Source organism: Mycobacteroides sp. CBMA 271, assembly GCF_009729205.1.
In the GTDB taxonomy this organism is placed as follows: Bacteria; Actinomycetota; Actinomycetes; order Mycobacteriales; family Mycobacteriaceae; genus Mycobacterium.
Genome location: NZ_VTHB01000006.1, coordinates 266,406 through 292,430, shown reverse-complemented (window position 1 = coordinate 292,430; position 26,025 = coordinate 266,406). Strand labels below are relative to the sequence as shown.

General features: G+C 64.5%; 16 protein-coding genes. 3 read left to right on the top strand and 13 right to left on the bottom strand.

From position 1 onward, the window contains the following. Positions 1 to 3 precede the first annotated feature (3 nt). Positions 4 to 3,195, top strand: a complete 3,192-nt coding sequence (locus FZI91_RS17565) for an arabinosyltransferase domain-containing protein (RefSeq protein ID WP_155940347.1) — start codon at positions 4 to 6, stop codon at positions 3,193 to 3,195. Between the two features lie 73 nt (positions 3,196 to 3,268). Here the strand turns inward: FZI91_RS17565 and FZI91_RS17560 are convergent, their stop codons facing one another. Continuing rightward, on the bottom strand, positions 3,269 to 3,562 hold the full coding sequence (locus FZI91_RS17560; RefSeq protein ID WP_375234368.1) for a zf-TFIIB domain-containing protein: 294 nt from the start codon (positions 3,560 to 3,562) through the stop codon (positions 3,269 to 3,271). A gap of 49 nt (positions 3,563 to 3,611) precedes the next feature. Between FZI91_RS17560 and FZI91_RS17555 the strand changes: the two genes are divergently transcribed. Together FZI91_RS17555 and FZI91_RS17550 are read left to right on the top strand one after the other, a co-directional pair. Further along, the gene (locus FZI91_RS17555; protein ID WP_155940345.1) at positions 3,612 to 4,586 is read left to right on the top strand and encodes a cation diffusion facilitator family transporter; all 975 of its coding nucleotides are present in this window, start codon (positions 3,612 to 3,614) and stop codon (positions 4,584 to 4,586) included. A 39-nt stretch (positions 4,587 to 4,625) separates the two neighbouring features. Continuing rightward, entirely contained in the window at positions 4,626 to 5,039 is a 414-nt protein-coding gene (locus tag FZI91_RS17550; protein WP_155940344.1) for a hypothetical protein, read from the top strand. Between the two features lie 87 nt (positions 5,040 to 5,126). Here the strand turns inward: FZI91_RS17550 and FZI91_RS17545 are convergent, their stop codons facing one another. The 12 genes from FZI91_RS17545 to glf all read right to left on the bottom strand — a co-directional run bounded on the left by FZI91_RS17545 (position 5,127) and on the right by glf (position 25,879). Continuing rightward, on the bottom strand, positions 5,127 to 6,677 hold the full coding sequence (locus FZI91_RS17545) for an acyl-CoA carboxylase subunit beta (RefSeq protein WP_162526165.1): 1,551 nt from the start codon (positions 6,675 to 6,677) through the stop codon (positions 5,127 to 5,129). Between the two features lie 5 nt (positions 6,678 to 6,682). Beyond that, positions 6,683 to 11,923, bottom strand: a complete 5,241-nt coding sequence (pks13, locus tag FZI91_RS17540) for a polyketide synthase Pks13 (protein ID WP_375234369.1) — start codon at positions 11,921 to 11,923, stop codon at positions 6,683 to 6,685. A 218-nt stretch (positions 11,924 to 12,141) separates the two neighbouring features. Continuing rightward, on the bottom strand, positions 12,142 to 14,046 hold the full coding sequence (gene fadD32, locus FZI91_RS17535; protein WP_155940343.1) for a long-chain-fatty-acid--AMP ligase FadD32: 1,905 nt from the start codon (positions 14,044 to 14,046) through the stop codon (positions 12,142 to 12,144). 374 nt (positions 14,047 to 14,420) lie between these two features. Beyond that, complete coding sequence (locus FZI91_RS17530; protein ID WP_155940342.1) at positions 14,421 to 15,428, bottom strand: cutinase family protein; 1,008 nt, start codon at positions 15,426 to 15,428, stop codon at positions 14,421 to 14,423. Between the two features lie 235 nt (positions 15,429 to 15,663). Then, positions 15,664 to 16,644, bottom strand: coding sequence for an alpha/beta hydrolase family protein (locus FZI91_RS17525; protein ID WP_155940341.1), 981 nt, complete (start codon positions 16,642 to 16,644; stop codon positions 15,664 to 15,666). A 236-nt stretch (positions 16,645 to 16,880) separates the two neighbouring features. Then, positions 16,881 to 17,870 (bottom strand): esterase family protein, encoded by a 990-nt coding sequence (locus FZI91_RS17520; RefSeq protein WP_155940340.1) that lies wholly within the window; start codon positions 17,868 to 17,870, stop codon positions 16,881 to 16,883. Positions 17,871 to 18,026: 156 nt separating this feature from the next. Further along, positions 18,027 to 19,004 carry an alpha/beta hydrolase family protein gene (locus FZI91_RS17515; RefSeq protein ID WP_155940339.1) on the bottom strand — a complete coding sequence of 326 codons (978 nt, stop codon included), beginning with the start codon at positions 19,002 to 19,004 and terminating at the stop codon, positions 18,027 to 18,029. A 202-nt stretch (positions 19,005 to 19,206) separates the two neighbouring features. Further along, positions 19,207 to 21,228: a flagellar motor control protein ZomB gene (gene zomB, locus FZI91_RS23750; protein ID WP_309224137.1), complete on the bottom strand. Its 2,022-nt coding sequence runs from the start codon at positions 21,226 to 21,228 to the stop codon at positions 19,207 to 19,209. Next, complete coding sequence (locus FZI91_RS17505; protein WP_155940338.1) at positions 21,206 to 22,153, bottom strand: decaprenyl-phosphate phosphoribosyltransferase; 948 nt, start codon at positions 22,151 to 22,153, stop codon at positions 21,206 to 21,208. Before FZI91_RS17505 ends, zomB begins: the two co-directional genes overlap by 23 nt. Next, positions 22,150 to 22,713, bottom strand: coding sequence for a phosphatase PAP2 family protein (locus tag FZI91_RS17500; protein ID WP_155940495.1), 564 nt, complete (start codon positions 22,711 to 22,713; stop codon positions 22,150 to 22,152). The genes FZI91_RS17505 and FZI91_RS17500 overlap by 4 nt, the downstream gene beginning before the upstream one ends. Positions 22,714 to 22,736: 23 nt before the next feature. Further along, a complete protein-coding gene (locus tag FZI91_RS17495) occupies positions 22,737 to 24,680 on the bottom strand; it encodes a glycosyltransferase (RefSeq protein ID WP_155940337.1) in 1,944 nt (647 codons plus the stop codon). After that, a complete protein-coding gene (gene glf, locus FZI91_RS17490) occupies positions 24,677 to 25,879 on the bottom strand; it encodes a UDP-galactopyranose mutase (RefSeq protein WP_309224138.1) in 1,203 nt (400 codons plus the stop codon). The genes FZI91_RS17495 and glf overlap by 4 nt, the downstream gene beginning before the upstream one ends. Between the last annotated feature and the right edge of the window lie 146 nt (positions 25,880 to 26,025).

Below are 26,025 nucleotides of genomic sequence, written 5' to 3'. Positions count from 1 at the left end.
GCCATGACCGACACCGCCACCTCTGCCGCTCGCGACCTCAAGATCGCGCGGTGGACGGCAACCGTTTTCGGCCTGCTCGGATTTGTGCTGAGCGTCTCCATCCCGCTGCTGCCGGTCACGGTGTCCACCGCGACTCTCAACTGGCCCCAGCAGGGACAGCTGACAAATGTCACCGCGCCGCTGATTACCCAGACACCCGTTGACATGACGGTGACGGTGCCGTGCGCCATGCTTCGCTCGGCACCCCCAGAGGGTGCCGTGGTCCTTAGTACCGCGCCGCCCGAAGGCAAGCAGGCCATGCTGCAAAGCCTCTTCGTCAGGGTGACCAAGGAACGCGTCGACATCACCGACCGCAATGTCGTCATCGCCAGCGTCCCACGCGCAAAGGTGGCCTCACCCGACTGTCGACAGCTCGTCATCACCTCGTCCAACAAGGGGACCTTCGCGAAGTTCGAAGGTCTGAAAAACGCCGACGGTACCGAGGTCACCGGCGGGGACCCCCAGCCCAACCTGCGCCCGCAGATCGTGGGTGTCTTCACCCAGCTCAGCGGTCCCGCCCCGGCGGGGCTGAGCCTGACGGCTCATATCGACACGCGATTCTCCTCCAGCCCAACGCTTCTCAAACTTGTCGCGATGGTGGGCGCGGTGATCTCCACCATCATCGCGCTGCTGGCTTTGTGGCGCATCGATCAGGCCGACGGTCATCGGATGCAGCGGGTGATCCCCACCCGCTGGCGGCGTTTCGATCTGCCCGACGCCGTCATCATGGGCAGCCTCGTGCTCTGGTACGTGATCGGGGCGGGGTCTTCCGACGACGGCTACCAGATGGGCATGGCTCGCACCGCCGAGCACGCCGGCTACATGGCCAACTACTTCCGCTGGTTCGGCAGCCCCGAAGACCCCTTCGGCTGGTACTACAACCTGCTGGCCATCATGACGAAGGTCAGCGATATCAGCCTGTGGATCCGGCTGCCCGACCTGATCGCCTCGCTGGTCTGCTGGCTGCTGATCAGCCGGGAAGTGTTGCCGCGCTTGGGTCCTGCCGTCGCGCGCAGTCAACCCGCGGCATGGGCGGCCGGCTTCGTGCTGCTGGCGTCCTGGTTCCCGTTTAACAACGGTCTGCGTCCCGAGGGTCAGATCGCTGTCGGTTCGCTGATCACCTGGGTGCTCATCGAGCGCGCCATCACCTCCCGACGATTGACCCCCGCCGCGCTGGCGATCATCACGGCGGCGTTCACCCTCGGGATCCAGCCGACGGGTCTGATCGCCGTCGCCGCCCTGCTCGCCGGTGGCCGGCCCATCCTGCGGATCATCGTGGCCAAGCACCGCCTGGTGGGCACCTGGCCCTTGGTCGCACCGATGCTGGCCGCCGGAACGGTCATCCTGCCCGTGGTGTTCTCCGATCAAACCTTGGCAACGGTCATCGAGGCCACCAGGATTCGCACGGCGATCGGCCCCTCACAGGCCTGGTACACCGACAACCTGCGGTACTACTACATGTTCCTGCCGACCGTGGACGGCTCGGTATCGCGGCGCTTCGGGTTCCTGCTGATCGCCGCGTGCCTGTTCATCTCGATGTTTATCCTGTTGCGGCGCAAACGAGTTGCCGGTGTGGCACGCGGTCCCGCGTGGCGCGTGCTGGGCGTCGTCTTCGGCACCATCTTCTTCCTGATGTTCGCGCCGACCAAGTGGGTGCACCACTTCGGGCTGTTCGCCGCCCTGGGTGCCGCCGTGGCGGCGTTGGCCACGGTGCTGGTGTCTCCGGCCGTGCTGCGCTGGAGTCGCAACCGGATGGCCGTGGTCGCCACGGTGCTGTTCGTGCTGGCACTGAGCTGGGCCAGTGCGGCCGGCTGGTGGTACGTCTCGAGCTTCGGCATCCCGTTCAACAGCAGCATGCCCAAGTTCGGCGGAATCAGCGTCAGCACAATGTTCTTCGCGCTGTTCGCGCTCGCGGTCGCCTACGCCGCGTGGCTACACTTCTCGCCCGATCGCACAGAAAACCGCGTCACGAAGTCCATCACCTCGGCCCCGGTGGCCTGGGCCGCCGGGTTCATGGTGCTGACATCCATCTGCCAGCTGGCGATCGGCGTCGTTCGTCAGTATCCGTCGTATTCCAACGGCTGGGCCAACATCCGTGAGCTCGCGGGTGGATGCGGGCTGGCCGATGACGTACTCGTCGAGGCCGATCCGAACGCCGGAATGCTTTCCGCCATCGGCGCACAGGCAGGCCCGCTGGGGCCGCTGGGCGGTGCCGATCCGTCAGGTTTCACTCCCGACGGGGTACCGGACAAGATCGTCACCGAGTCCATCCGGATGAATGACCCCCGGCCCGGCACCGACTACGACTGGGATTCCAAGGACCGCAACACAACTCCGGGAGTCAACGGCTCCACGGTGCGGCTGCCCTACGGGCTGGACCCGACGCGGGTGCCGATCGTCGGCTCCTACCGGGTAGGCCCGCAGCAGCAGGCGAAGGTGACCTCCGACTGGTATCAGCTACCGGCCCGCGATGCCGCCCATCCGCTGGTCGTGGTGACGGCCGCCGGAACGATCGCCGCGAAGAACGTCAGGGGCGAGACATCCGGGCAGACATTGCAATTGGAGTACGGCACGCCCGGCCCGAATGGCGCCTTCACGCCGGCCGGACGCCTCACCCCTTACGATCTGGGGCCCGCACCGTCCTGGCGCAACCTGCGCTTCGCCCGTTCGGATATCCCCGACACCGCGACCGCCGTGCGGATCGTGGCGGTCGACGGATCGCTGACCCCGGGCGACTGGCTGGCCTTCGCGCCGCCCCGGGTGCCCCAGCTGAAGTCGCTGCAGGAGTTCGTGGGCAGGACGAGACCGGTCCTCCTGGACTGGACCGTCGGGCTCGTCTTCCCGTGCCAGCAGCCGATGCTGCACCAGTACGGGATCACCGAGGTCCCCGAATTCCGGATCACGCCCGACTACGACCAGAAGCGCAAGGACACCGATACCTGGCAGGACGGCGTAAACGGCGGTCTACTCGGCATTACCGATCTGCTGTTGCGAGCACACGTCATGCCGACCTATCTGTCGAAGGACTGGGGCCGGGATTGGGGCTCACTGCGCAAGTTCGACACCCTCGTCGATGCCCAGCCGGCACAGATCGAGTACGGCTCGGCGGTGCACAGCGGGCTATGGAAGCCGAACAAGATCCGGATCGGTCCGTAGTTCAGCTCGGCGAGCGTGCACGGAGGAATGCATCGTCCGAGTAGCGCGGTGCGCAATTGCGCACTCGGCGGGGTCAGTGGTGACCGCCTCGGCGCCGATTGCCGTGGCCACCCCCGCCAAATAGCCCGCCCATGATGCCGCGGTAGTCCTGCGGGGGCGGCGGCGGATAGGACTGCGGCTGATCGATGTGCGCAGACGGGCCGAAGCGGGCGGCACCGTCCACAAACTGCTGAAGGCTGTCCTGCTCCAGCAGTACCGCGGCGCATCCCGTGCATTGGAAGGTACGCACGCCGAACCACTTGGTCGACAGCATTTGCGACTCGCACTTGGGGCAGGTCAACGGAGAACTAGCCTGAACGTTTGTCATTACACATGCTAGCATGCATATGTTTGCATGATTGATAAGGAGCGTGAACATGGCAACGGACGCACACGAACACGGGTCGGGGCACTCACATAGTCACGGCGTGAGCGCCACGGCCGATCGGAAATGGTTGACCATCGCCCTCGTCCTGATCGGCAGCTTCATGGCTGTAGAGGTCGTGATCGGCATCATCGCCCAGTCGCTGGCGCTGATCTCCGATGCCGGGCACATGCTCACCGACGCGGCGTCGATCGTGTTGGCGCTCATCGCCATTCGGTTGGCCGCCCGCCCCGCCCGCGGCAGCTATACCTACGGGCTCAAGCGCGCGGAGATTCTGTCCGCACAGGCCAATGGGATGACCCTGTTCCTGCTCGCGGCCTTCTTCATCTACGAGGGCATCCGCCGGTTGATCAACCCCCCCGAGGTGTCTGGGCTGCTGGTCTTCATCACCGCGCTGGTCGGAATCGTCGTCAACGTGGCAGCCACCTGGTGCATCAGCAAGGCGAACCGCAGCAGCCTCAATGTCGAGGGCGCCTTCCAACACATCCTCAACGACCTGTACGCGTTCATCGCCACCGCCATTGCGGGTGCCGTGGTGTGGCTCACCGGGTTCACCCGCGCGGACGCCATCGCGGCCCTCGTCGTCGCCGCGCTGATGCTCAAGGCGGGATGGAGCCTGGTGCGCGAATCGGGGCGCATCTTCCTGGAAGCAGCTCCCGCCAACCTTGATCCCGACGCCATCGGCGCCCAGCTCGCCGCCGTGGAATCCGTCACCGAGGTGCACGATCTGCACATCTGGCAGATCACCTCCGGCCAGCCCGCGCTGTCGGCACACATCTTGGTGGCGCCCAAAGCGGACTGCCATGGAATACGACGTGATCTTGAGCAGTTACTCCATAAGCAGTACGACATCGACCACACCACGTTGCAAGTCGACCATGACGATGCCGAGACGTCGGAGCATTGCCTCGACCCCCATGGAACGCCGTACCGCGCGAATGCGAGCCCCTTGCCGGGCGCTAGCTAGGTATCTACTATCGAATGTAGTAGACCAACGGAGGTCACGATGTCACCGCTGAGTGCTCGCGCCGACACGTTCTTACGGGGAGCCACCATCGCGTTCGTCATCGGCTGGGCGCTGGATCTCGGGGACCACCTGCGACGCGGCCTGAACGCGACTCCCCTGACCCTCACCTACCTGGCCGCCACCCACGCCGTGTTCATCGCGGTGGCGGTCACGATGATCCTGCGCCACCGCAAGCACGCGCCCGAGGCCACCGTGGTTGTCGGCACCGCGAGCGTGCTCGGACTCGGCTATGTGCACCTCATGCCGACCTACTGGCCGGCCGTACAGGACAGCTTCATCACGGGGCCACGCGTCGACGTCACCTGGTTCTCCTGGGTGACGGTGGTGGTGGCGATCGGCGCGGCCGTGGTCTGGGCCCACGCCGGCAGCCGCGCGCTGGTCCTACGCGACTGACCCTCCCCACGCGAACAGACGCTTAGCGCAGGCCCGTCCTGGGCTTTTGATGCACTAAGCGTCTGCTGGCGGAAAAGGAGGGGACCGTTAGATCGGGGTCAGACCGTGCTTGCGCTGCACGCGGCTAATCTGCTTGTCCCGCAACAATTTCAGCGACTTACGCAGCAGCAGCCGGGTCTGATGCGGTTCGATGACACCGTCGATGTAACCACGTTCGGCGGCGATCCACGGAGTGGCCAGGTTGGCGTTGTAGCCCTCGATGAAGTCGGCCCGGATCTTCAGCACCTCCGGTGCTGTCGGGTCGGGGAACCGCTTCACCAGCAGCTGCGCGGCACCCTCGGCACCGATCACCGCGATGCGCGCAGTCGGCCAGGCGTAGTTCAGATCCGCGCTCAGCTGCTTGGAGCCCATCACCGCGTATCCGCCGCCGTAGGCCTTACGGATGATGAAGGTCACCTTCGGCACGTCGGCCTCCACCACGGCGTTGAAGAACCGTCCGCCACGTTTGATGACGCCGTTCGTCTCCTCCTCCACACCCGGCATGGCACCGGGGGTATCGACGACGAACACCAATGGCAAATTGAACGAATCGCAGAATCTGATGAACCCGGCCGCCTTGTCGGAGGCCTCATTACCTACCGCACCAGACATGTGCATCGGCTGGTTGGCGATCACCCCGACCGGATGTCCGTCGACACGTGCGAACGCGGTGATCATGGACGGGCTCCGCTGGTCGGCGATCTCGAAGATGTCGCCGTCATCGAAAATCCGCAGCAGGATCTCGTGCATGTCGTAGCCCTGGTTGTCGGCATCCGGGACGATCGTGTCGAGGTACAGGTCGTCCTCGGTGATCTCGGGCTCCAGACCCGGGTTGACGATCGGCGGGTAGTCAAAGGTGTTGGCGGGCAAGAAACTCAGGTAGTCGCGCACGTACTGGTACGCGGCCGCCTCATCCTCAACAACCTTGTGGATATTGCCGCGCTGCGCCTGCACATCGGCCCCACCGAGTTCGTCGAAGGTGACGTCCTCGCCGGTGACGTCCTTGATGACATCCGGGCCGGTGATGAACATGTAACCCCGGTCGCGCACCGCAACCACGAGGTCGGTCTGAATCGGCGAATACACCGCGCCGCCGGCACACTTACCGAAGATCAACGAGATCTCCGGGACCAGGCCGCGCAGCAGCTCATGGCGACGGCCCAGTTCGGCATACCAGGCCAGCGACGTCGCGGTGTCCTGGATGCGGGCGCCGGCCGAGTCGTTGATGCCAACCACCGGGCAGCCGTTGGTCGCGGCCCATTCCATGAGCTTGGCCACCTTGCGGCCGAACATTTCACCGACGCTGCCCTGATAGACCGTCTGGTCGTGGGAGAACACCGCCACGGGACGCCCGTCGATGCGGCCGAAACCGGTCACCACTCCGTCGGTGTACGGCGCATTGGGATCACCGGGCGTGCGCGCGAAGGCGTCGAGCTCCAGGAAGCTGCCCTTGTCCACCAGCGAATTGATTCGAGCGCGGGCACTCGGGATGCCCTTGGCGTCACGCTTGGCGATGGCCTTGGGATCACCCGGCTCCTGAGTGCGCGCCATCCGCTCGCGCAGGTCGGCCAGCTTCTCGGCGGTTGTGTGTGGGGGCACTATCCCTAACCTTCCTGGTTCTGGGCATTGATGGTGCGAAGCGCTTGACTCATATGTGCACCGACCTTAGCGATGATCGGTTCGTCGATGATCTGGATGTGCTCCCCACCGACGGGAACCACCTCAAGATCGGAGACGAACTCACCCCAGCCGCCATCGGGCTCGCGAGTGGCGTACGCCGGTTCGAAGGTGATGGCGTCATCGTGGTACCGATCGGCCATGTACAGCGTCATATGCCCGTCGAACGGCACCGGGTGGGAGGTGTCGATCGCCCGCTGATCCAGATAGGACGTGCGCTGGTGCTCGATGATCCCGCCCGGGATGGACACACCGCTGGCCTTGACGGCCTCCAACACGAACGTCACCTGACCGGCGTCGTCGAGCTCCTCAAGCTGCTCGTACGGGATCGCCGGGATCTCCACGTTGAACGTCTTCTGCGCGAAGGCCGCATATCTGTCCCAGCGCTTCCGGTTTTCCTCCGTGGTCTGCAGGATCGGCGTTCCGGGGCGTACCCCGTCAATGTTGCCGACCCAAGCGACCTCGGCCCCGGCCTCCTTCAGGCCCACCGCGCAGGCGTACGCCAGCACCGCGCCGAGTGACCACCCGGCGAGGATGAACGGGCCCTTATGTAGCTCCATGAGTTTCGGCACGTACTGCGCGGCCCGCTCCTCGATGGTGCCCTCGACACGCTCGAACCCGAACATCGGCGTGCCCTCGGGCAGCCGCTTGAGCAGCGGCTCGTAGACCACCGTCGATCCACCCGCCGGATGGAAGACAAAGACGGGGACGGTCGTAGCGCCTTCCGGTCGCGGCGCCAGAGTCCGCACGAAGCCGTCGATCTTGCCCGCCTCCAGGCGGCTGCGGACAACCTCACCCAGCGCCTCGATGGTCGGCGCGAGCTTGACTTCCTCGGCAGGAATCTCGCCGTCGGCACGCTGCGAAAGCCGTTCGGCGAGTTTGACTGCCGTCTCATCGTCGATCTTGGGCAGCGCGTTGAAGATGCTGCCGGGCGATTCTCCGGTGACAATGGCCCACGTCGCGAAGGCGACACGCTCGGCCGCATCACGCGGTGGCACATCGGCATTCAGGGCCTCGGCGATGGCCTCCTGGTTCAGCACTGCCGCGGCCTTGGCCAGCTCGCTCGTTTCCGCCGAAACAGCAGGCTCGGCAACGGGTTCCGCCTGCGGCTCCTCGGCCGGCGCAGCCTCGGCAGCACCAGCGTTCAGGGCCTGCTCAAGATCGGCCTTCGACAACATGCCGCCGGTCGGCCCCGCGTTCTTGAACTCGTCGGTCTGCTGGAAGTCGTGCAGCTCATGCACGGCGTCAGGGTTCTCCAACGCGTAGATGACCAGTCGCTCGACATCGAGCAGGTTCGCATCGCGAACGGCCTGCAGCTGAATGGGCGGCAGATCGAAGTCGAACTCGACGCGATTCTTGATGCGCACCGCCATCAGCGAGTCCAGACCCAGCTCGATGAGCGGCACCTCACGCGGCACGTCCTCGGGCTCGTAACCCATGGCCAGCGACACGATGGCGGCCAGACGCTCGATGATGGGCTCGCCGGACTCCTTGCTCCACTTCTTGAAGTCGGCGCCCGCACCCGCACCGGAGAGCAGGTTGTCGTGAATCTCTTCGGGCACTTCCTCTTCCGCGACGGCCACGGCGGCCTTCGGCGTTGCCGTGGCCACAGCGGAACCGTTGGTGGCGACACCCGCCGCGGTCGCGAACGGCAGCGCACCTGCCCCGGCGGAAGCCGCCCCTCGGCTGACCACGGAGTCATAGACGAGGGTGAACGATTCACCCATGCGGGCATGCACCTGCACGGTGGCCCCACCCGGATGCCGGGACAGCGTGGTCACCAGGGTCGAACCCTCGCCCGGGATCGCCCGCTGCTCGGAAGCGGTGAGCTGAGCATCCGGAAGAACCGCTACCGCAGCGGCTTTCACCAGATCGGCAAGAACATTAGATGCCGCCTCGGGATTGAATACCGTAGCAGCGGCCCCCGGCTGCCATTCCCACACGTGCTTGCCGTCGGGCAGCGACACATGCGTACCCGGGATCCGGGTGATGCCGTCGACACTGAAATGCGCCGAGAGCCAATGCTCCTTGCGCTTGAACTGGGTCGGCGGAATCGGCGCGTAATCGGAAGATTTGGTGGACCTGTCAAACAACGTCCGCGGGTCCAGGGCGTGGCCGTGCACATACAGCTGGGCCATGGTCTTGACCATGGACTCGACCTCGTCCTCCTTGCGGGCGAGGGTCGCGATCAGCTGTGCGTCATGGAGGCCGGAGGCAGCGGTCGTCAATCCAACCTGCATAAGCGCCACCGGGTTCGGGGCCAGCTCCAGGAAAGTGGTGTACCCGGCGTCGACAGCGTTGCGGGCGCCGTGGGTGAAGTAGACGCTGTGCCGCATCCCCTTCTTCCAGTACTCGACGTCGTGGAGCGGGTCGCCGCCAGGCCTGACGTAAGTCCCTTCGTGCACCGTCGAGAAGATTCCGACGGCCGGGCTCGTCGGCGCGATGCCCTGCAACTCTGCAGCGAACTCACCCAGCAGCGGATCCATCTGCGAGGTGTGGCCGGCGCCCTTGGTCTGCAGTTTGCGCGCAAACCGGCCCTCGGCCTCGCAGCGTTCGACAATGGCGTCGATCTGCGCCGGCGGGCCGCCGATGACAGTCTGGGACGGTGCCGCGTAGACGCACACCTCCAGGTCGGGGAAGTCCCCGAACACCGTCTTGAGCTCCTCGGCCGAGTACTCCACCAGCGCCATGAGGCGGATGTACTCGCCGAACAGCATGGCCTCGCCCTCACCCATCAGGTGGGCGCGCGAGCAGATGACCCGAGTGGCGTCCTGCAGCGACAATCCGCCGGCGAAGTATGCCGACGCCGGCTCACCCAGCGACTGGCCGATCACCGCGGCGGGCCGGGCACCGTGTGCCTTGAGCACCTCGCCAAGGCCAATCTGAATGGCGAAGATGACGATGTTGGACGTTTCGATGCCGTACTCGTGCGAGTCGTCGAGGATCAGCTCGACCACCGAATAGCCGCGCTCGTCCTGGACGTACGCGTCGACCTTGTTGATCCACTCCGCGAAGATCGGGTCTCTTAGGTAGAGGGCCTTGCCCATCTTGCGGTGCTGGGCGCCGAAGCCTGCCATGACCCACACCGGGCCGCTGGTGACCGGACCATCGGTGGAGTACACGTACGGCTTCTGCTTGCCGTCTGCGACGGCGCGCAGACCCTTGATGGCCTCGTCGAAATCGTGCGCCAACACAACGGCACGCGAGCGCCCGTGATTGCGTCGGGACAACGAGCGTCCGATGGACTCCAGCGAGTGCGACCGGCCTTCCTCGGACTCCATCCAGTCGGCCAGCGCCGCGGCGGTCGCCTTCTTGCGCGAGGACAGGAAACCCGAAACAAACAGCGGCACAGCGGGAGTCACCGGCTCTTCGCCCGACAACTGTGCAAGCGCCTCCTCGCGGAGACGCTTGGCCTCGTCGGTCAACCCGGGCAGCTCATAGGGCTCGTCGGAATACCCGCCCGTGAACTCGCCGTACTCATCAAATCGAGATGCCTCGTAGGTGTCGCCACCTTCGGGATCCGACTCTCCCACAGCATGTTTGCCGCTGGAATCTTCGTCGGTGTCGGCTTCTGCGCTCTCGCTGGGTTCTACCAAATCGATGGGCAGCACCTCGCGCACCACGATGTGGGCATTCGCGCCGCCGAAGCCGAAACCGGAGACTCCGGCGATGGCGTGACCGCTATAGCGTGGCCACTCCGAAATCTCGTCGACCACCTTGAGATGGACGGCGTCAAAGTCGATGTAGGGGTTGGGGCCGGTGTAGTTGATCGACGGCGGAACCTTGTTGTGCTGCAACGCAAGCACGATCTTCGACAGGCTTGCGGCGCCCGCCGCGGATTCCAGGTGGCCGAAGTTCGACTTGGCCGAGCCCAGTAGCGCCGGCTTCGCGGCGTCGCGGCCACGGCCGACCACCCGACCCAGGCCATCGGCCTCGATCGGGTCACCGAGGATGGTGCCGGTGCCGTGTGCCTCGATGACGTCTACGTCGCGGGGATTGATACCGGCGTCCTTGTAGGCCTTGCGCAGCACATCGGCCTGGGCGTCCGGGTTGGGCGCGAGCAGACCATTGGAGCGGCCATCATGGTTGACCGCGGACCCGGCGATGATCGCCATGATCGGATCGCCGTCTCGCCGCGCATCGGAGAGGCGCTTGAGCACCAGCATGCCGCCACCCTCGGAGCGGCTGTACCCATTGGCGTCCTGCGAGAAGGACTTGATGCGCCCGTCAGGCGCGAGGATGCCACCGACCTCATCGAAACCGATGGTCACGACGGGGGTAATGATGGCGTTGACACCACCGGCCACCACCACGTCGGCCTCACCTGACCGCAGCGCCTTGACACCCTGGTGCACCGCGACCAACGAGGAAGAACACGCGGTGTCGACCGTAACGCTCGGCCCACGGAAGTCGAAGAAGTACGAGACCCGGTTGGCGATAATCGAACTCGCGTTGCCGGTGATGGCGTAGGGGTGGGCGTTAGTGGGATCGGCCACCGTCAGGTACACGTAGTCGTTGTTGGTGCTGCCGACGTAGACGCCAACGCTGTCGCCCTTGAGGCTTGACGCCGGGATGCGCGCGTTCTCCAGTGCCTCCCATGTCAATTCGAGGGCCATCCGCTGCTGCGGATCGATATTGTCGGCCTCCATCTTGGACAGCGTGAAGAACTCGGCGTCGAATCCCTTGATGTCCTTGAGGTATCCGCCGCGGGTAGCGGCTTTCGCAACACGTTCGGCGATCCGGGGCTCACTGGTGAACTCTTCCCACCGCCCCTCGGGCAGGTCGGTGATGGCGTCACGCCCCTCCAGCAGCGCCTCCCATAGCTGCGCGGGGGAGTTGACGTCACCGGGCAAGCGGGTGGAAATGCCGATCACGGCGATATCCAATTCGCCTGCGGCAGCGTCGGAATTGCGGGTCCAATCCTCATCCGCAGCATCCGGCGCCTCGGGCTCGCCCTCGATGATGCGGGTGGCCAACGACTCGATGGTCGGGTGCTGAAAGGCCACGGTGGCGGTCAGCGTGACACCAACCAGGTCTTCGATATCCGCGGCCATCGCGACGGCGTCGCGCGAGGACAGACCCATCTCCACCATCGGTGCCGACTCGTCGATGCGGTCGGGGCTCACCCCGGTGGCGGTGGCGATCCAGTTGCGCAGCCACAGGCGCATCTCGGCGACCGTCAGGTCGACCTGCGATGATCCGCTTGCGGGAAGAGCATCAGAGCCGGTGCCGTCATCCGCCGCTTCGGTCGCCTCGGGGACCTTAAGCTCGGCCCCTGGTGTCGAATCCTCTTGCGTATCAGTCATGTTCGAGCCCTAACTCCGAAATATTGTCGGCGACCGCCGCCAGATGCGCCTTCGCATAAGCAGCTCATCGCCGGAGTTGCCTACTGCTTGTCGTCCGGGAATGCGGTCTGCTGGTAGCCGCCGCGCAGGCTGCCGTCGAGGTAGCTTGTCCGGGCGGCCCGGCGGGCTATCTTGCCGCTGGAGGTCCTGGCGATGGAGCCGGCCGGCACCAGCAGCACGTCGCGCACGGTGACGCCGTGGCGCACCGCGACGGCGGCACGCACGTCGTCGCCCACCGTCTGGTTGTCCGACTTGTGTCCGCCCACGCTGCGCTCGCCGATGACGACCAGCTGTTCCGAGGAATCCTCCTGGTCATACTTCAAACCGGCGTGCGGATTGTCGAAGACCTCCTGCGGCAACTGATTTGCCGGCACGGAGAACGCCGCAACGTAGCCCGGACGCAGTGCCTTGTTGGCCTCCTGCGCGGTGTACTCGACGTCCTGCGGATAGTGGTTACGTCCGTCCACGATGATCAGATCCTTGACGCGGCCGGTGATGTACAGCTCGCCGTCGACCCACACTCCCAGGTCACCGGTGTTCAGCCAGATGGCGTCATCCGGCACACCCTCGGCGTGCGATTCGTTGATCCGCGACTTGAGGGTGTTCTGGAACGCCTCGCGCGTCTCCTCCGGGCGACCCCAGTAACCGGAGCCAATGTTGTTGCCGTGTAACCAAATCTCACCGATCCGGTTGTCGGGCAACTCGGAGGCGGTCTCGCCTTCGACGATCACGGCCCACTCGTCGCGGGCCATCCGGCCGCTGGATACCTGGGTCACCGAGTTTTCCGTATCCGGCTCGACCTGCACAATGCGCCCGGCATTCAGCTCGGTGCGGTCAACATGCAGCACCCGCGCCGTATCGGTGTTCCAGATGGTCGAGGAGACGAACAGCGTGGCCTCAGCCATGCCATAGGACGGGTGAATCGCCCGGGGATCGAAGCCATACGGCTCGAAGGCGTCGCAGAACTTCTTGATCGAGGCCGTCGACACCGGCTCAGACCCGTTGATGATCGAGTACACATTCGACAGGTCCAGCGGCGGCTCGCCTTCCTTGGGCACACCACGCATCGCGCAATGCTCAAAGGCGAAGTTCGGCAAGGCCGAATAAGTTCCGGAGTGATCGTCCCCCTGGACCGCCATTTCCCGCAGCCAGCGGATGGGCCGGCGGATGAACGCCGCCGGGCTCATCACGGTCATGTGCCGACCGATCATCGAGGGCAGCATCGCCGTGATGAGACCCATGTCGTGGAAGAACGGCAGCCAGGTGGTCCCGCGTGAACCACCTTCACCTTCCTTTGACGACAACGCGTCGACCAGCTGCAACAGATTGGTGGCCAGCGACAAGTGGGTGATCTGCACACCGGCAGGGGCGCGGGTGGAGCCGGAGGTGTACTGCAGGTAGGCGATGGTGTCCGCGGCAGCCACGGGCTCCAGCCAGGTCTGCCCGACATCCTCGGGAATCGCATCGACGGCGATGACGCGGGGGCGTTCCTTCGGGGGACGGTTACGGAAGAACTTGCGCACGCCCTCGGCACACGCCGTGGTGGTAAGCACCGCGGCCGGCTGGCAGTCGTCGAGCACCGCGTGCAGGCGACCCGCATGACCGGCCTCGCTCGGGTCGAACAGCGGCACCGCGATGGCGCCGGCATAGATAGCACCGAAATGTGCAACCAGGTAGTCGAGGCTCTGCGGGGCGAGGATGGCAACCCGGTCTCCGGGCTTGGTCACCTGCTGCAGCCGGGCCGCCACCGCGCGGTTGCGCGCGCCAAACTCCGACCACGTGATGTCGAGATAGGCGCCGTCGCGCTCGGTGGAGAAGTCGAGGAACCGGTATGCCAATTCGTCGCCCTGCGTCTGCGCCCAGCCTTCGACGTGACGAACGATGCTCCCATCGTCGGGGAACTTGATATGGCCCGCCGTATCGATGAACGGGTTGACGAACGCCATGTGTGCTTCTTCTCCTATGACGGCGCGCCAGTGCGCGGGGGTCGCGGGCCTGAGCAGTTCGTGCACGCAGCGCATCACACCGGGACGAACGTCAAATCCTCGATGATGGTACCGAGAGGCAATCACGTACTACGGCAGCTCAGGCGGCCATTCGCGACGAGATTATCGGTCGGTGTCAATGAGCCAAAATCCCCTAGCCTCACGAACGGCTTTACAGTCTTATTTTTCTCTTAATCTTAGGTGAGCGTACCCCGCCTACCAAATGCCGCGGGCGGCTGTTGCCGAGATGACATCGACTCTTGTCAATCACTCTCGCCCGTACACACGATCTTCACGCCAGACGCTCATCCGTACTTGGTCTTCGCGCCAGACGCTCATCCGTGCTTGGGGTGGGGCGCCTTGTCGATGAGCGCCTCGGCCCAGTTAGTGGTCCATACCGTGGCCGGCTGACCCTCGATCTGCCAGAACTCCGGCGTGGCGTACAGCGCGTGCACGGGAGCAGCTGCACCACCGGACAAGACGTCCAGCGTCTTACCCAGGTTGGAGATGTTGAACGCATCCGGCGGTGCCGCGCAGATGAGATCGCCCGTTCCACAGATCTGGTTGGTGCGGTCGTTGAGCTCGCCGAATCCGCCGGGACGTGGACCGGTCATCTTCAGTCCGAATCCATCCAGGATGCCGAGGTCGCCGAGGGTCACCTCTGCACCCTGCCCGGGCGGGTTGGGTCCCGGCGACTGCCCGACGCCGTCCTGGCGACGGCCATCCGCGATCAGTGTCACGCCGAGCACCAGGTCCTGGTCGACAGGGCCTTCGCCGTTGCCGATCTGGCTGGCGATGTCGCCCGCAATCACGGCGCCCTGTGAGAAACCGGCGATGACGTAGCTGGTGAGCGGGCAGCGGTCGTTCATCTCGCTGAGCTGCTTGAGGGCCCGGTCGGTGCCCTCTTTACGGCTGTCGTTGTACGACATCTGGTTGTCATTGGCGAATGGATTGTGGAACTGGGCGGTGTAGGGCACCGTCCACGTCTCCAACCGCGCCTTGTCAAACTTCTCCGTGATCGGCCGCGAGACATTCAGCAGCAGCGAGCGCGGAAACTGGGTGGGGTTGAGCGGGTCATCGGTGGGCCAGGACTCCCAGGTGCCCGGAATGATCAGCGCCTGCACGTCGGGGCAGTCGGCGCTCTGATACGCCGGCCGAGGCTTCTGGCCGGGCTTTGTCAGCGGCGGCGTCGTCGTGGTCACCTGCCCCTGAGGCGGCGTCACGTCGTCGGGCCTGCGGACGATGATGACGACGATCGCGATCACCAGGATCACCACCACGGCGACGGCCAGCGCCGCGGCCAATCCGAGAATCCGGTGCCGTTTGTTCGAGGTCTTGGGCATGTGTCTCCTGGCCGTTCTAGACGTGCAATGTGCATACGGGCGGCGCTCGACCTATGTGGGCGCCGCTCGATCGCTTCCACGGTACCGGCAACCCGGAACGAACCGACGGAACTGATGCATCGCGCACCTGCGCAAATGATCGCTGCGGCGCGAACTTCGTTACTCGATTGTGCCCAGAACAGACAACGGCGGCGATCACCGGAGTGACCGCCGCCGTTGTTGACTGCTCTTATGCCTAGTGGCTACCGAGGTAGGCGACCATGTCGGACTTCATCGCCTTGAGCTGGTTGCCCCAGTAGGTCCAGTTGTGCAGACCGCCCGGAGGGAACTCCACGTGAGCGTTCTTGCCGCCAGCGGCGGTGTAGGCATCGACGTACTTCTTGTTGATACCGATGGCCATACCCTCGAGGAAGCCGCCGGTGAAGTTCTCGAAGCCGTTACGCGTGGAGTCAAGGTCGGTGGCGTCGCCGCTACCGCAGTAGATCCACAGCCGGGTGCCGTTGGCCACCGTCTTGTCGATGTTGAGGAACGGGTCGTTACGAACCCAGGCCGGATCGCCGTCCGGGCCCCACATGTCCTCAGCGCTGAAGCCACCGGCGTCGCCCATGGCCATACCAACCTGCCCCTTCATATCCGAGGGGTTCAGGAAGCCGGAGAGCGCACCTGCGTAGACGAACTGCGCGGGGTGGTAGTTGGCCAGCGTGATGGCGGACGCGCCACCCATGGACAGGCCCACGACCGCGTTACCGGTCTTGGACACGCCGTTGTTGGCGGCCAGGTAAGCGGGCAGCTCCTGGGTCAGGAAGGTCTCCCACTTGTAGGTGAAGACGCCGTCCTTGCCCTTGGCCGGCTGGTACCAGTCGGTGTACCAGCTGGACTGGCCGCCGACCGGCATGACCACAGAGATGCCGGACTGGTAGTAGTCCTCGAACGCCGTGGTCTCGATGTCCCAACCGTTGAAGTCATCGCGCGCACGCAGACCATCCAGCAGGTAAACGGCCTTGGCGCCGCCGCCCTGGAACTGAATCTTGATGTTGCGGGCCATCGATGCGGACGGCACCTGCAGGTCCACGACCGGAAGACCCGGACGCGAGAAGGCGCTCGCTACCGCTGAACCACCGGTAACACCGATAAGTCCAGGCAAAACTGCGGTGGCCGCGGCCACCGTGACAAGTCGGCGCACCGTGGCACCACGCATATTTGAAAAGAGCTTCATTACTTCAGTATCCCGTCTGCTTCAGCCGGCGTTACATTACATGTCAGGCCGATGGACATCCCTAAGGGTTCCCCGAGGTAGTCAACCACATCGGACTAAGAGCCGACAGCACCCTACTGCATTGTTGGCCCTCTGCAATAAGACCGATGTCCAGCGGTGACATTGCGCAAACCCGGGTACGACAAAGCGGTGGCCACCCGCCCTCGGACAGGTGGCCACCGCCTTGTCGTATATGCCTAGTGACTCTGCAGGTAGGCGACCATGTCGGGCTTCATCGCCTTCAGCTGCTGGCCCCAGTAGGTCCAGTTATGGATACCGCCCGGAGGGAACTCGATGTGAGCGTTCTTTCCACCTGCCGCGGTGTAGGCCTCAACGAACTTCTTGTTCGAACCGATGGCCATACCCTCAAGGAAACCGCCGGTAAAGTTCTCGAATCCGTTGCGACCGGAGTCGACATCCGTGGAGTCACCGGTACCGCAGTACAGCCACAGCCGAGTGCCGTTATCGATGATCTTCTGGATGTTCAGGAACGGGTCGTTGCGCTGCCAGGCCGGATCGCTGTCCGGGCCCCACATATCGGAGGCGCTGAAGCCGCCGGCGTCACCCATCGCGAGGCCGATCTGGAACTTCATGTCCGACGGGTTCAGGAAGCCCGAGAGCGCGCCCGCGTAGACGAAAAGCTGCGGGTGATAGATCGACAGGGTCAGCGCGGCCGAGGCGCCCATCGAGAGGCCCACGACGGCGTTACCGGTCGGCGAGACGCCCTTGTTGGCAGCCAGGTAGGCCGGCAGTTCCTGAGCGGTGAAGGTCTCCCACTTGTACGTCCAGACGCCGTCCTTACCCTTGGCCGGGTTGTACCAGTCTGTGTAAAAGCTGGACTGGCCGCCGACGGGCATGACCATGGAGATACCGGACTGGTAGTAGTCCTCGAACGCCGTGGTCTCGATGTCCCAACCGTTGAAGTCATCGCGTGCGCGCAGACCATCAAGCAGGTAGACGGCCTTGGAGCCGCCGGGCTGGAACTGGACCTTGATCTCGCGACCCATCGACGCCGACGGCACCTGTAGGTACTCGACCGGAAGCCCGGGACGCGAGAAGGCACCCGCGGCAGCCGAACCACCGGCAACGTCGACCAGGCCCGCCACACCCGGCAGCACGGCCGCGGCCGTCGCCACTACCGCCAGCCGCCTCGCGGTGGCGCCGCGCATCTTCGAAAAGAGCTTCATTTACTTCGTATTCCCATCTGTTTCAATCGATTTCCTACGCGCAGGCCAACGGATTTGACGGCTGCCTGCCGCACGCACGCGGTAGTCAACCACATCCGGAGACCCTGTCAGCACCATCTCTTTTGCGCCTGCGAGCCCTGCGAACGACGGGCGACCCTAGCCATTGAGCGTGGCAATCAGATCACCCTTTAATGCCTGCAGTTGCTGTCCCCAGTACGGCCAGGAGTGGTTGCCCGACGAGGGGAAGACGAACGTCGCGTTGCTGCCACCGGCCGCGGCATACGCCTGTTGGAATCTCTTGTTGCCGCTGACTGCCAGCGACTCCAAGCTGCTCGCGCTCAGCGAGACACCCGCATCGGCGTTTTCGTCGATGGGTGTCGAGCCACCCGGGGCGCAATAGATATAGAGGCGAGTCCCGTTCGCAACCAGTGCCTGGACCTGCACCGTGGGGTCATTGCGCTTCCACGCCGGATCCCAGGGCGGGCCCCACATGTTGTCGACGCTGTAACTGCCCGCATCAAGCATCGCGACCCGAATCGCGTTGGCCATGAAGATGGTCGACGGGTTCAGGAACCCCGAGAGCGAGCCCGCGAATCTGAACTGCGCCGGGTGATAGGCCGCCAGGATCAGCGCCGCACCGCCACTCATCGACAGTCCCACAACGCCGTTGCCGGTGGGCGATACCTGCTTGTTAGTGGCAAGGTACGCGGGCAGCTCCTGCGTCAGAAATGTTTCCCACTTGTACGTGTAGGGCTGCTTATTGAGGGCCGACGGCGAGTACCAGTCGGTGTAGAAGCTCGACTGCCCGCCGACGGGCATGATCATCGAGATTCCGGACTGGTAAAACCACTCGAACGCGGCGGTGTTGATGTCCCAGCCGTTGAAGTCGTCTTGGGCGCGCAGCCCGTCCAGCAGATAGAGGGCCTTGCTCATGCCCCCCGCCACGGCGGGTGCGGCGCCTTGGAACTCGACGCGGATATTGCGTCCCATCGAGTTCGAGTAGACGTCCAAGTACTCGACCGGGAGGCCCTCGCGCGAAAAGGCGTGCGCGGTGGCAGGAACAACTGCCGCAGGCAGGACGAAGGCCGCCACCAGGGCCGTCAGCACGCGGCGGGCTGTCACTCGCACGCTCATCGGGGGTCCATCCGTTTCATTCGGGGGGAAGTCACACCAGCCACTTCTGTCACGCATCGTTGCGTCTGAAGTGTCTGACACGGTCGTCTTCGTATCGCCGTGACGAGGCCGTGGCGTTACCTAATTGGGATCTGAATTGGGACCCCAAATACACACAGAGATCCGCAGGCCGTGCCCTTTTCGACACGCAAGGAGAGCGTGCTTAGGGGCCCGTTGCCGGAAGGCCAGTGTACTGAGGGGTATCCAATTTCGGTAACGGCAAACCGCATCGTTCCAGTTCAAAGCGTGGAACACGGTCGATGCGGTACGTGGTGAACTCGTACGCGTGCAGCAGATTCGAGGCAAACAGCCGTAATGAGAGCGGCTTACGCACCGAACTCAGCATCGCATCCGTCTCGGGGCATTTGAGTGCCTCCACCGCCTCGGCCACCCAGTCCTGGTCGACGTACCGCGGAATATAGGGATAACGCTTGAGCCAGGGCCCGTCGGCGATCATCCAATCCGGGAACAGGTTCTTGTCGTGGCCAATGCGCCCGTCGGTGATGCGCGCGGTGTGTGCCGCCAACGGATTGGCCAAGCCGATCTGGTCGACGATCCGCACATCCAGCCCCAGGTTCATGCCGAGCATGCCCAGGTTGGTGAACAGCACCGCATGCGGCCCGCGGTAGCCGGGCGGAATCGGGGGTGGCGGCGGGATGGCCGGCGCCACGTCCCATTGGTCGTAGTTTCCCGAGGGCAGCAGCAGCGCCCCGTCGGGGGTGTTTTCGATCGCCACCAACACGGCACGCATGCGCGGGTAATTCAGATAGTCCGCGGCGGTCAACGGATGCGCGACTCCCGTGGCCTGCGCATAAAAGCGCCGCTCGTCAACGATGCCGCTGTAGGTGACCTTGGTGCCGTCCCCACCCATTCCCGGAGAGTTAGCCACCCACACCGCCCAGCCGGCGATGCCGGCGAACAGGCCGACGGTGAGGCCGGTGAGTAAGCGGGCCTTCTTCGGGCTGAAGGTGGCACTGTCCGGCGCCGCCAGCGGAACCACCGCGATCGGGATCAGCAGACAGAACACCGGGGTCAACAGCACGCGCGCATGCATGAAGTCACCGCCCTGACGTATCCAGTACACGCCCTGGATGAATCCACTGGCGAGCATGAAAACGACAACAGCCGTGGGGTTTTGAACAAGACGGGCCAGCCAGCCGTAACCGGGCGCCGCCACCTGCCGCACCCACCACTGGCCACGACGAGCCTGGTAGGCGGCCACGCCGAGCGCAATGAGAAGTACCGTCGGGACCCAGATCAGATACGGCGAGTTCATGTTCTGCAGGTAGACGAAACCCTGCCCCCATTTGGATCCCGAGGCGTCCTTGGCGATCGCCGTGCTGGGCACGAGCAGTCCGTAGTAACCCATCCGGAAGATCTGATAGAGCACCGGCAGCGCGCCACCGGCCGCCACGATGTACACCCGACTGGTGAACCCGTGCGCGGCGATCAGCATCATCACCAGGAAGCCGCCACCGATGAGAGCGAGCTCCGGACGGATCAGCACGCTCAGCCCGGCCAGGAAGGCCAGACCTATCGTGAACCGTTTACTTAGAACGTCTTTCGAGACTTTCTGGTCACCATGGATGATCCGCGGAGCCACCGGTTGATGTGGGCCACCGCGTCGATCGAGCGTCACCGGCGTGCGCACCGCCTGCGCCCAGATCACCATCATGAGCCACAGCCCGCCCAGATAGGCCAGCACCAAACCGTTTTCGAGGCCGGAGGTGGCGAAATCGCGAGCCGGCGGAATGGCGATGTACACCAGCATGCCGGCCGGAACCATCACGGCCGCGCGCCCGGCCAGCAGCGGCGCGTACAACCGTGCGGTGCCGAGGATGGCCAACGCGACGCCCACCAGACTGAGTACCAGCGACAGGGTCAACGCCACGTACTCCAGACGCATGCCTCCCCCGGCCCAACCGCCCAGGTACGTCAGGTAGGTCCACAACGTAGAGGTGTTGGCCTCCACCCGCTCGCCCTTGTTGAACACCGGGCCGTTGCCCGCCAAGAGATTTCGAACCGTCCGCAGCACGATCAGGCCGTCATCGGCAATCCAGCGCCGCTGCCACGCACCCCATCCGAACAGCACCATCACGGTGAGGACACTGACCCACACCGTGAAGCGCGTCAGCCCGTTACTACCCGGGCCGGGTTCGGTTTTAGGAGAAGTAGAAGGCCGCACCGAGGGATCCGATCCATGCGACAAAGAGGAACTGCAGCACCCTATCTCCGAGGGCGACCTCCTCGGGCTCGCCCGCCTCGCCCCCGTCGACGTCGACTGCGTAGCGCAGGACGGCGATGGTGAACGGGATCATCGAGGCCACAAACCAGGACCCGGCACGGTGATCACGTTCGAAAGCCCACAGGCCGTAGCAGACCACCGTCGCGGTTGCCGATAATGTCCAGACGAAGCGCAGATAGCTGGAGGTATATCCCTCCAGGGACTTGCGGATCTTGGCACCGGTCTTCTCGACGATCTGCAGCTCGGCGTACCGCTTCCCGGCGGTCAGCATCAACGATGCGAAGGCCATGATCAGCAGGAACCATTGCGATAGATACACCCCGGCGGCCACACCACCGGCGACGGCACGGATGAGATACGCCGAGGACACAAGGCAGATGTCGATGACCGGTTGGTGTTTCAGGCCGAAGCAATAGGCCAGCTGGATCGCGATATAGACAGCCATCACGATCACCAAGTTCTGGCTGACCAAGCTGGCGATGCCCAGCGACCCGGCGGCCAGGACTACCGCAAGTGCGTATGCGGCAGGTATCGGCAGCACGCCTGCGGCGATGGGGCGGAAGCGCTTGGTGGGGTGCTGGCGGTCGGCCTCAACATCGCGGGCATCGTTGACCAAGTAGATCGACGAAGCCGCCATGCTGAAGACGACGAAAGCAACGGCCACCCGGAGGAACACACTGCGGTAGTCATGCGGTGCGATATCGCCGAGGGCCGCCAAGGGCGCCGCAAACACCAGGATGTTCTTCACCCACTGGCGCGGGCGGACTGCCTTCACGATCCCCGAGACGAGATTCTTAGGCGGGCCGGCGGTGGGTGCGGGTTCCGTGTCCGGTGCGCTTCGCGCAAGCGGCTCATCGCTACTCATCGCTGTTCCTCCTTGCGAGCCAGGCGAGTATCGGCCTGGCGAACGGCCGCACCGATGAGCGCGCCAAGCGCGGCGCCGGCGGCCACATCCGTGGGGTAGTGCACACCAAGAACCAGCCGCGACAGCGCCATCGGTGGAATCAGCAGGGCGGGCAAGGGCAATCCGGTCAGCGGCGCGAACAACACCGCCGCGGCGGCGGTCGACGTGGCGTGTGAGGAAGGAAAACTCAACCGGCTTGGCGTACCGACGTTCACCCGGACCGCCTCATGGCTGGGACGGCGACGACGCACCAGACGTTTGATGATCACCGAGGCGGCGTGGGCGCCGAAGGCACCCGCACCCGCAGCCAACCAGCTGCGTCGGCGCGGTTTATCGGACCAGTTCATGGCGGCGCCCAGTAGCCCCGCGGCCACCCAGCCGATGCTGTGCTCGCCGAAATGCGAGAGCCCGCGCGCGGTACTGAGCACACCCGGACGTCCCGCCAGCGCCGACTGCACGGCGACGAGAACCGCCGTCTCCCCCTGCGGCGCGGTGACCTCGCCCGGCAGCGAAGCGCCCAGAACGGGAGACTCGTCCGTGTAGGTCACGCGCTTACCCCGGGAATCGCCGCCTTGGTCGTGGTGTCGATCCCAAGGATGTTCTCCCACTGCTCTGTGCTCGTCAGCGTCGGCAGCGCGTTGCGGTAGGTCTTGCGCATCTTGTTGAAATTACGCATCAGCTGCAGGTGGCGACGCATCGACGCGCGCATCAGCCCGAACATCTTGGCTCGGTCACGCTGGCGATACACCACACCCCGTCCGTCAGCAGTGGTCACCGTGACGCCATCCATCCCGCACAGCAGGAACCAGCGGGCATCCTGGGTGGCCACATTGAGCTCCGGCGTCACGTGATGCCTCGGGTCTTCCTTCTTCAGCTGGTGAATGACACCACGAGAAAGACGGAATCCGATGGCGGGCAAGGAGACCGGTGGCTTGTGCACCTTGCGGCGACCCGACGGGGCAGGCAACGAGGTAGCTGTCGGGAGCACGACGGCGTCCGGGAATTCCTGGCGCATGTTGCGCACCTCAGGCAGGGCCGACTCGAGGATGGAGGCAATGTGCTCCGGTCCCGCAAGGAAGTCGTCGATCGCACGGTTCTGAATGGCGACCGTCGAATACTCCAGGCACATCAGGTGCTTGACGGTGGCCTTGACCATGCTGGCCAACATGCCGCGAATGTTGTTGTCCCAGTGCAGAGCTGCAACAACCAACCGGTTGCGCAGGTGGAAGTAGGCCTGCCAGTCGATGGCATCGTCCTTGTCGCTCCAGGCCATGTGCCAGATCGCGGTGCCCGGCATCGACGCGGTGCCATAACCGTGCTTGTTGGCGCGAATCCCATACTCGGCGTCATCCCACTTGATGAAGAGGGGTAGCGGCTGCCCCAGCTCCTCGGCGACAGCGCGGGGGATCATGCACATCCACCAGCCGTTGAAGTCGACATCGATGCGGCGGTGCAGCAGCTTGCTGCGATCCTCCTCGATATCGTCCAGTGCGAACTTGGCGAAGTCGTGGTCGTACTCGGCGAACGGCGCATTCGTCCACATGAAGTTGTCGCGATTGACTACCTCGCCCATCACGTGCAGGTGCGAGGGCTCCTGCAGGTTGAGCATCTGGCCGCCAACGAGCATGGGGGCCTTGGCGAAACGGTTGAGCGCCAACGCCCGCAGGATCGAGTCCGGCTCAATCCTGATGTCGTCGTCCATGTAGAGGATCTGCTCGCAGTCGGTGTTCTTGAGCGCCTCGTACATGACCCGGCTATATCCACCGGATCCGCCGAGGTTCGGCTGGTCGAATACCCGAAGCCTGTCCCCGAGAGGCCCCGCGGCAGCCGCCCACTCGGGGTGGTCCTTGGCCTTCTTGGTGCCCTGGTCGGGCACGATGACGGCGGTGATCACCTTGTCCACCATAGGATCCGAGGTCAGTGCCTTAAGCGCATTCACGCAGTCATTGGGGCGGTTGAACGTCGGGATACCAACAGTGATGCTGGCCCGGCCCGGGGCGGGGGACGGTGCGAACCATCCCGCAGTGTGCAGCGCGACCTCGGTATCGCTGGTGATGTCGAACCAGATCCAGCCGCCGTCCTCGAATGCGTCCAGGCCGATCTCGAACTCGATCACGGCGTTCTCGCCGCTGAACTGTGTGCCACCCACCGTGATTCGCGCACCGGTGGCCTTGGTGCGGTACACGTCAATACGCCCGGCGCCGCTGAGCTCTACATGCAGCACCACGTTCTCCAGCGTCGACCACCGGCGCCAGTAGCTCGCCGGGAACGCGTTGAAGTAGGTGGCGAAGGACACCTCGGACTCCGCGCCGATCTCCAGCGTGGTCCGGGTGGGCGCATGCGCGCGCCGGTCATTGGTCTCGGACTCGACGATGTACAGCTTGCGCACATCGAGCGGCTCGCCCGGCCTGGGCAGGATTACCCGGGACAGCAGGCTCACCGCATGTGATTCCGTCGAATCAATGGGGCCAAATGGGATGTCACTCAATTGTCGTCACCTCCGGACAGGGGGGCACCGTCGGCCAGGTGCGGCGCGAGCACGTTGTCATACATGCTCAGCGCACTGGCGATCGCCATGTGCATATCGAGATACTGATAGGTGCCCAGCCTGCCTCCGAACAGCACCTTCGCCGAAGCTGTTTCCTGCTTCGCTCGGGCGCGGTACGCGGCAAGGATGGACCGATCTGATTCGGTATTGATTGGGTAGTACGGCTCGTCATCCCCTTCGGCGAACCGAGAGAACTCCCGCATGATTACGGTCTTGTCGGTCGGGTAGGCACGCTCTGGGTGGAAGTGCCGGAACTCGTGGATCCGGGTGTACGGCACGTCGGCATCGTTGTAGTTCATCACCGGGGTGCCCTGGAAATCTCCGGTATCGAGCACCTCAACCTCAAAATCTAGTGTGCGCCAGCCCAATCGACCCTCGGCGTAGTCGAAGTAGCGATCCAGCGGCCCGGTGTAGATGACCGGCGCGTCAGGCGAGTCCGCGCGCAGGCCTTCCTGAACCGCGAACCAGTCGGTGTCCAGGCGCACCTCGATCCGCTCGTCGGCCGCCATGTTCTGCAGCCAGGCGGTGTACCCGTCGACGGGCAGGCCCTCGTAGGTGTCGTTGAAGTACCGGTTGTCGAAGGTGTAACGCACCGGCAGCCGGGTGATGTTTCCGGCGGGCAGCTGCTTAGGGTCGGTCTGCCACTGCTTGGCGGTGTACGCCTTGACGAATGCCTCGTACAACGGGCGCCCGATCAGCGAAATCGCCTTTTCTTCAAGGTTTGTCGCGTCCTCGGTGGCGACCTCGGCGGCCTGCTCGGCGATCAGCGCCCGCGCCTCGCCGGGAGTGAAGTAGCGGCCGAAGAACTGCGACACCAGGCCCAGCCCCAACGGGAACTGGTAGGACTGCCCGTTGTGCATCGCGAACACGCGGTGCTGGTATCCGGTGAACTCGGTGAACTGCCGCACGTAATCCCAGACCCTCTTATTAGAGGTGTGGAACAGATGCGCGCCGTACTTGTGCACCTCGATACCGGTCTGCGGTTCCGGCTCGGAGTAGGCATTACCTCCGATGTGGTGGCGGCGCTCGATGACGAGCACTCGCTTGTTCAGCTGAGTGGCCGCACGCTCGGCAATAGTGAGGCCGAAGAACCCGGATCCGACGACGATCAGGTCGAACTGCTGGTTTTCTCCGGTCACGTGCAGTCAGGGTACTTGACGTTGTACAGCTGCCCCGGACAGCGACATCCGTAGAGGTGAGCGCGGCGTTGCGCACGCAGACACGCCAGGTAGGGCGTACCTAACGTGACGCTCGCGGGACGCGGGGGGCTCGGGTTCGCAGGTAC

Excerpts from the sequence above, each read along its gene's own strand:
- FZI91_RS17565 (WP_155940347.1), top strand. The coding sequence starts at position 4 with ATGACCGACACCGCCACCTCTGCCGCTCGCGACCTCAAGATCGCGCGG.
- FZI91_RS17560 (WP_375234368.1), bottom strand. The coding sequence starts at position 3,562 with ATGACAAACGTTCAGGCTAGTTCTCCGTTGACCTGCCCCAAGTGCGAG.
- FZI91_RS17555 (WP_155940345.1), top strand. The coding sequence starts at position 3,612 with ATGGCAACGGACGCACACGAACACGGGTCGGGGCACTCACATAGTCAC.
- FZI91_RS17550 (WP_155940344.1), top strand. The coding sequence starts at position 4,626 with ATGTCACCGCTGAGTGCTCGCGCCGACACGTTCTTACGGGGAGCCACC.
- pks13 (WP_375234369.1), bottom strand. The coding sequence starts at position 11,923 with ATGCGCCTGTGGCTGCGCAACTGGATCGCCACCGCCACCGGGGTGAGC.
- fadD32 (WP_155940343.1), bottom strand. The coding sequence starts at position 14,046 with ATGGCGTTCGTCAACCCGTTCATCGATACGGCGGGCCATATCAAGTTC.
- FZI91_RS17530 (WP_155940342.1), bottom strand. The coding sequence starts at position 15,428 with ATGCCCAAGACCTCGAACAAACGGCACCGGATTCTCGGATTGGCCGCG.
- FZI91_RS17525 (WP_155940341.1), bottom strand. The coding sequence starts at position 16,644 with ATGAAGCTCTTTTCAAATATGCGTGGTGCCACGGTGCGCCGACTTGTC.
- FZI91_RS17520 (WP_155940340.1), bottom strand. The coding sequence starts at position 17,870 with ATGAAGCTCTTTTCGAAGATGCGCGGCGCCACCGCGAGGCGGCTGGCG.
- FZI91_RS17515 (WP_155940339.1), bottom strand. The coding sequence starts at position 19,004 with ATGAGCGTGCGAGTGACAGCCCGCCGCGTGCTGACGGCCCTGGTGGCG.
- FZI91_RS17505 (WP_155940338.1), bottom strand. The coding sequence starts at position 22,153 with ATGAGTAGCGATGAGCCGCTTGCGCGAAGCGCACCGGACACGGAACCC.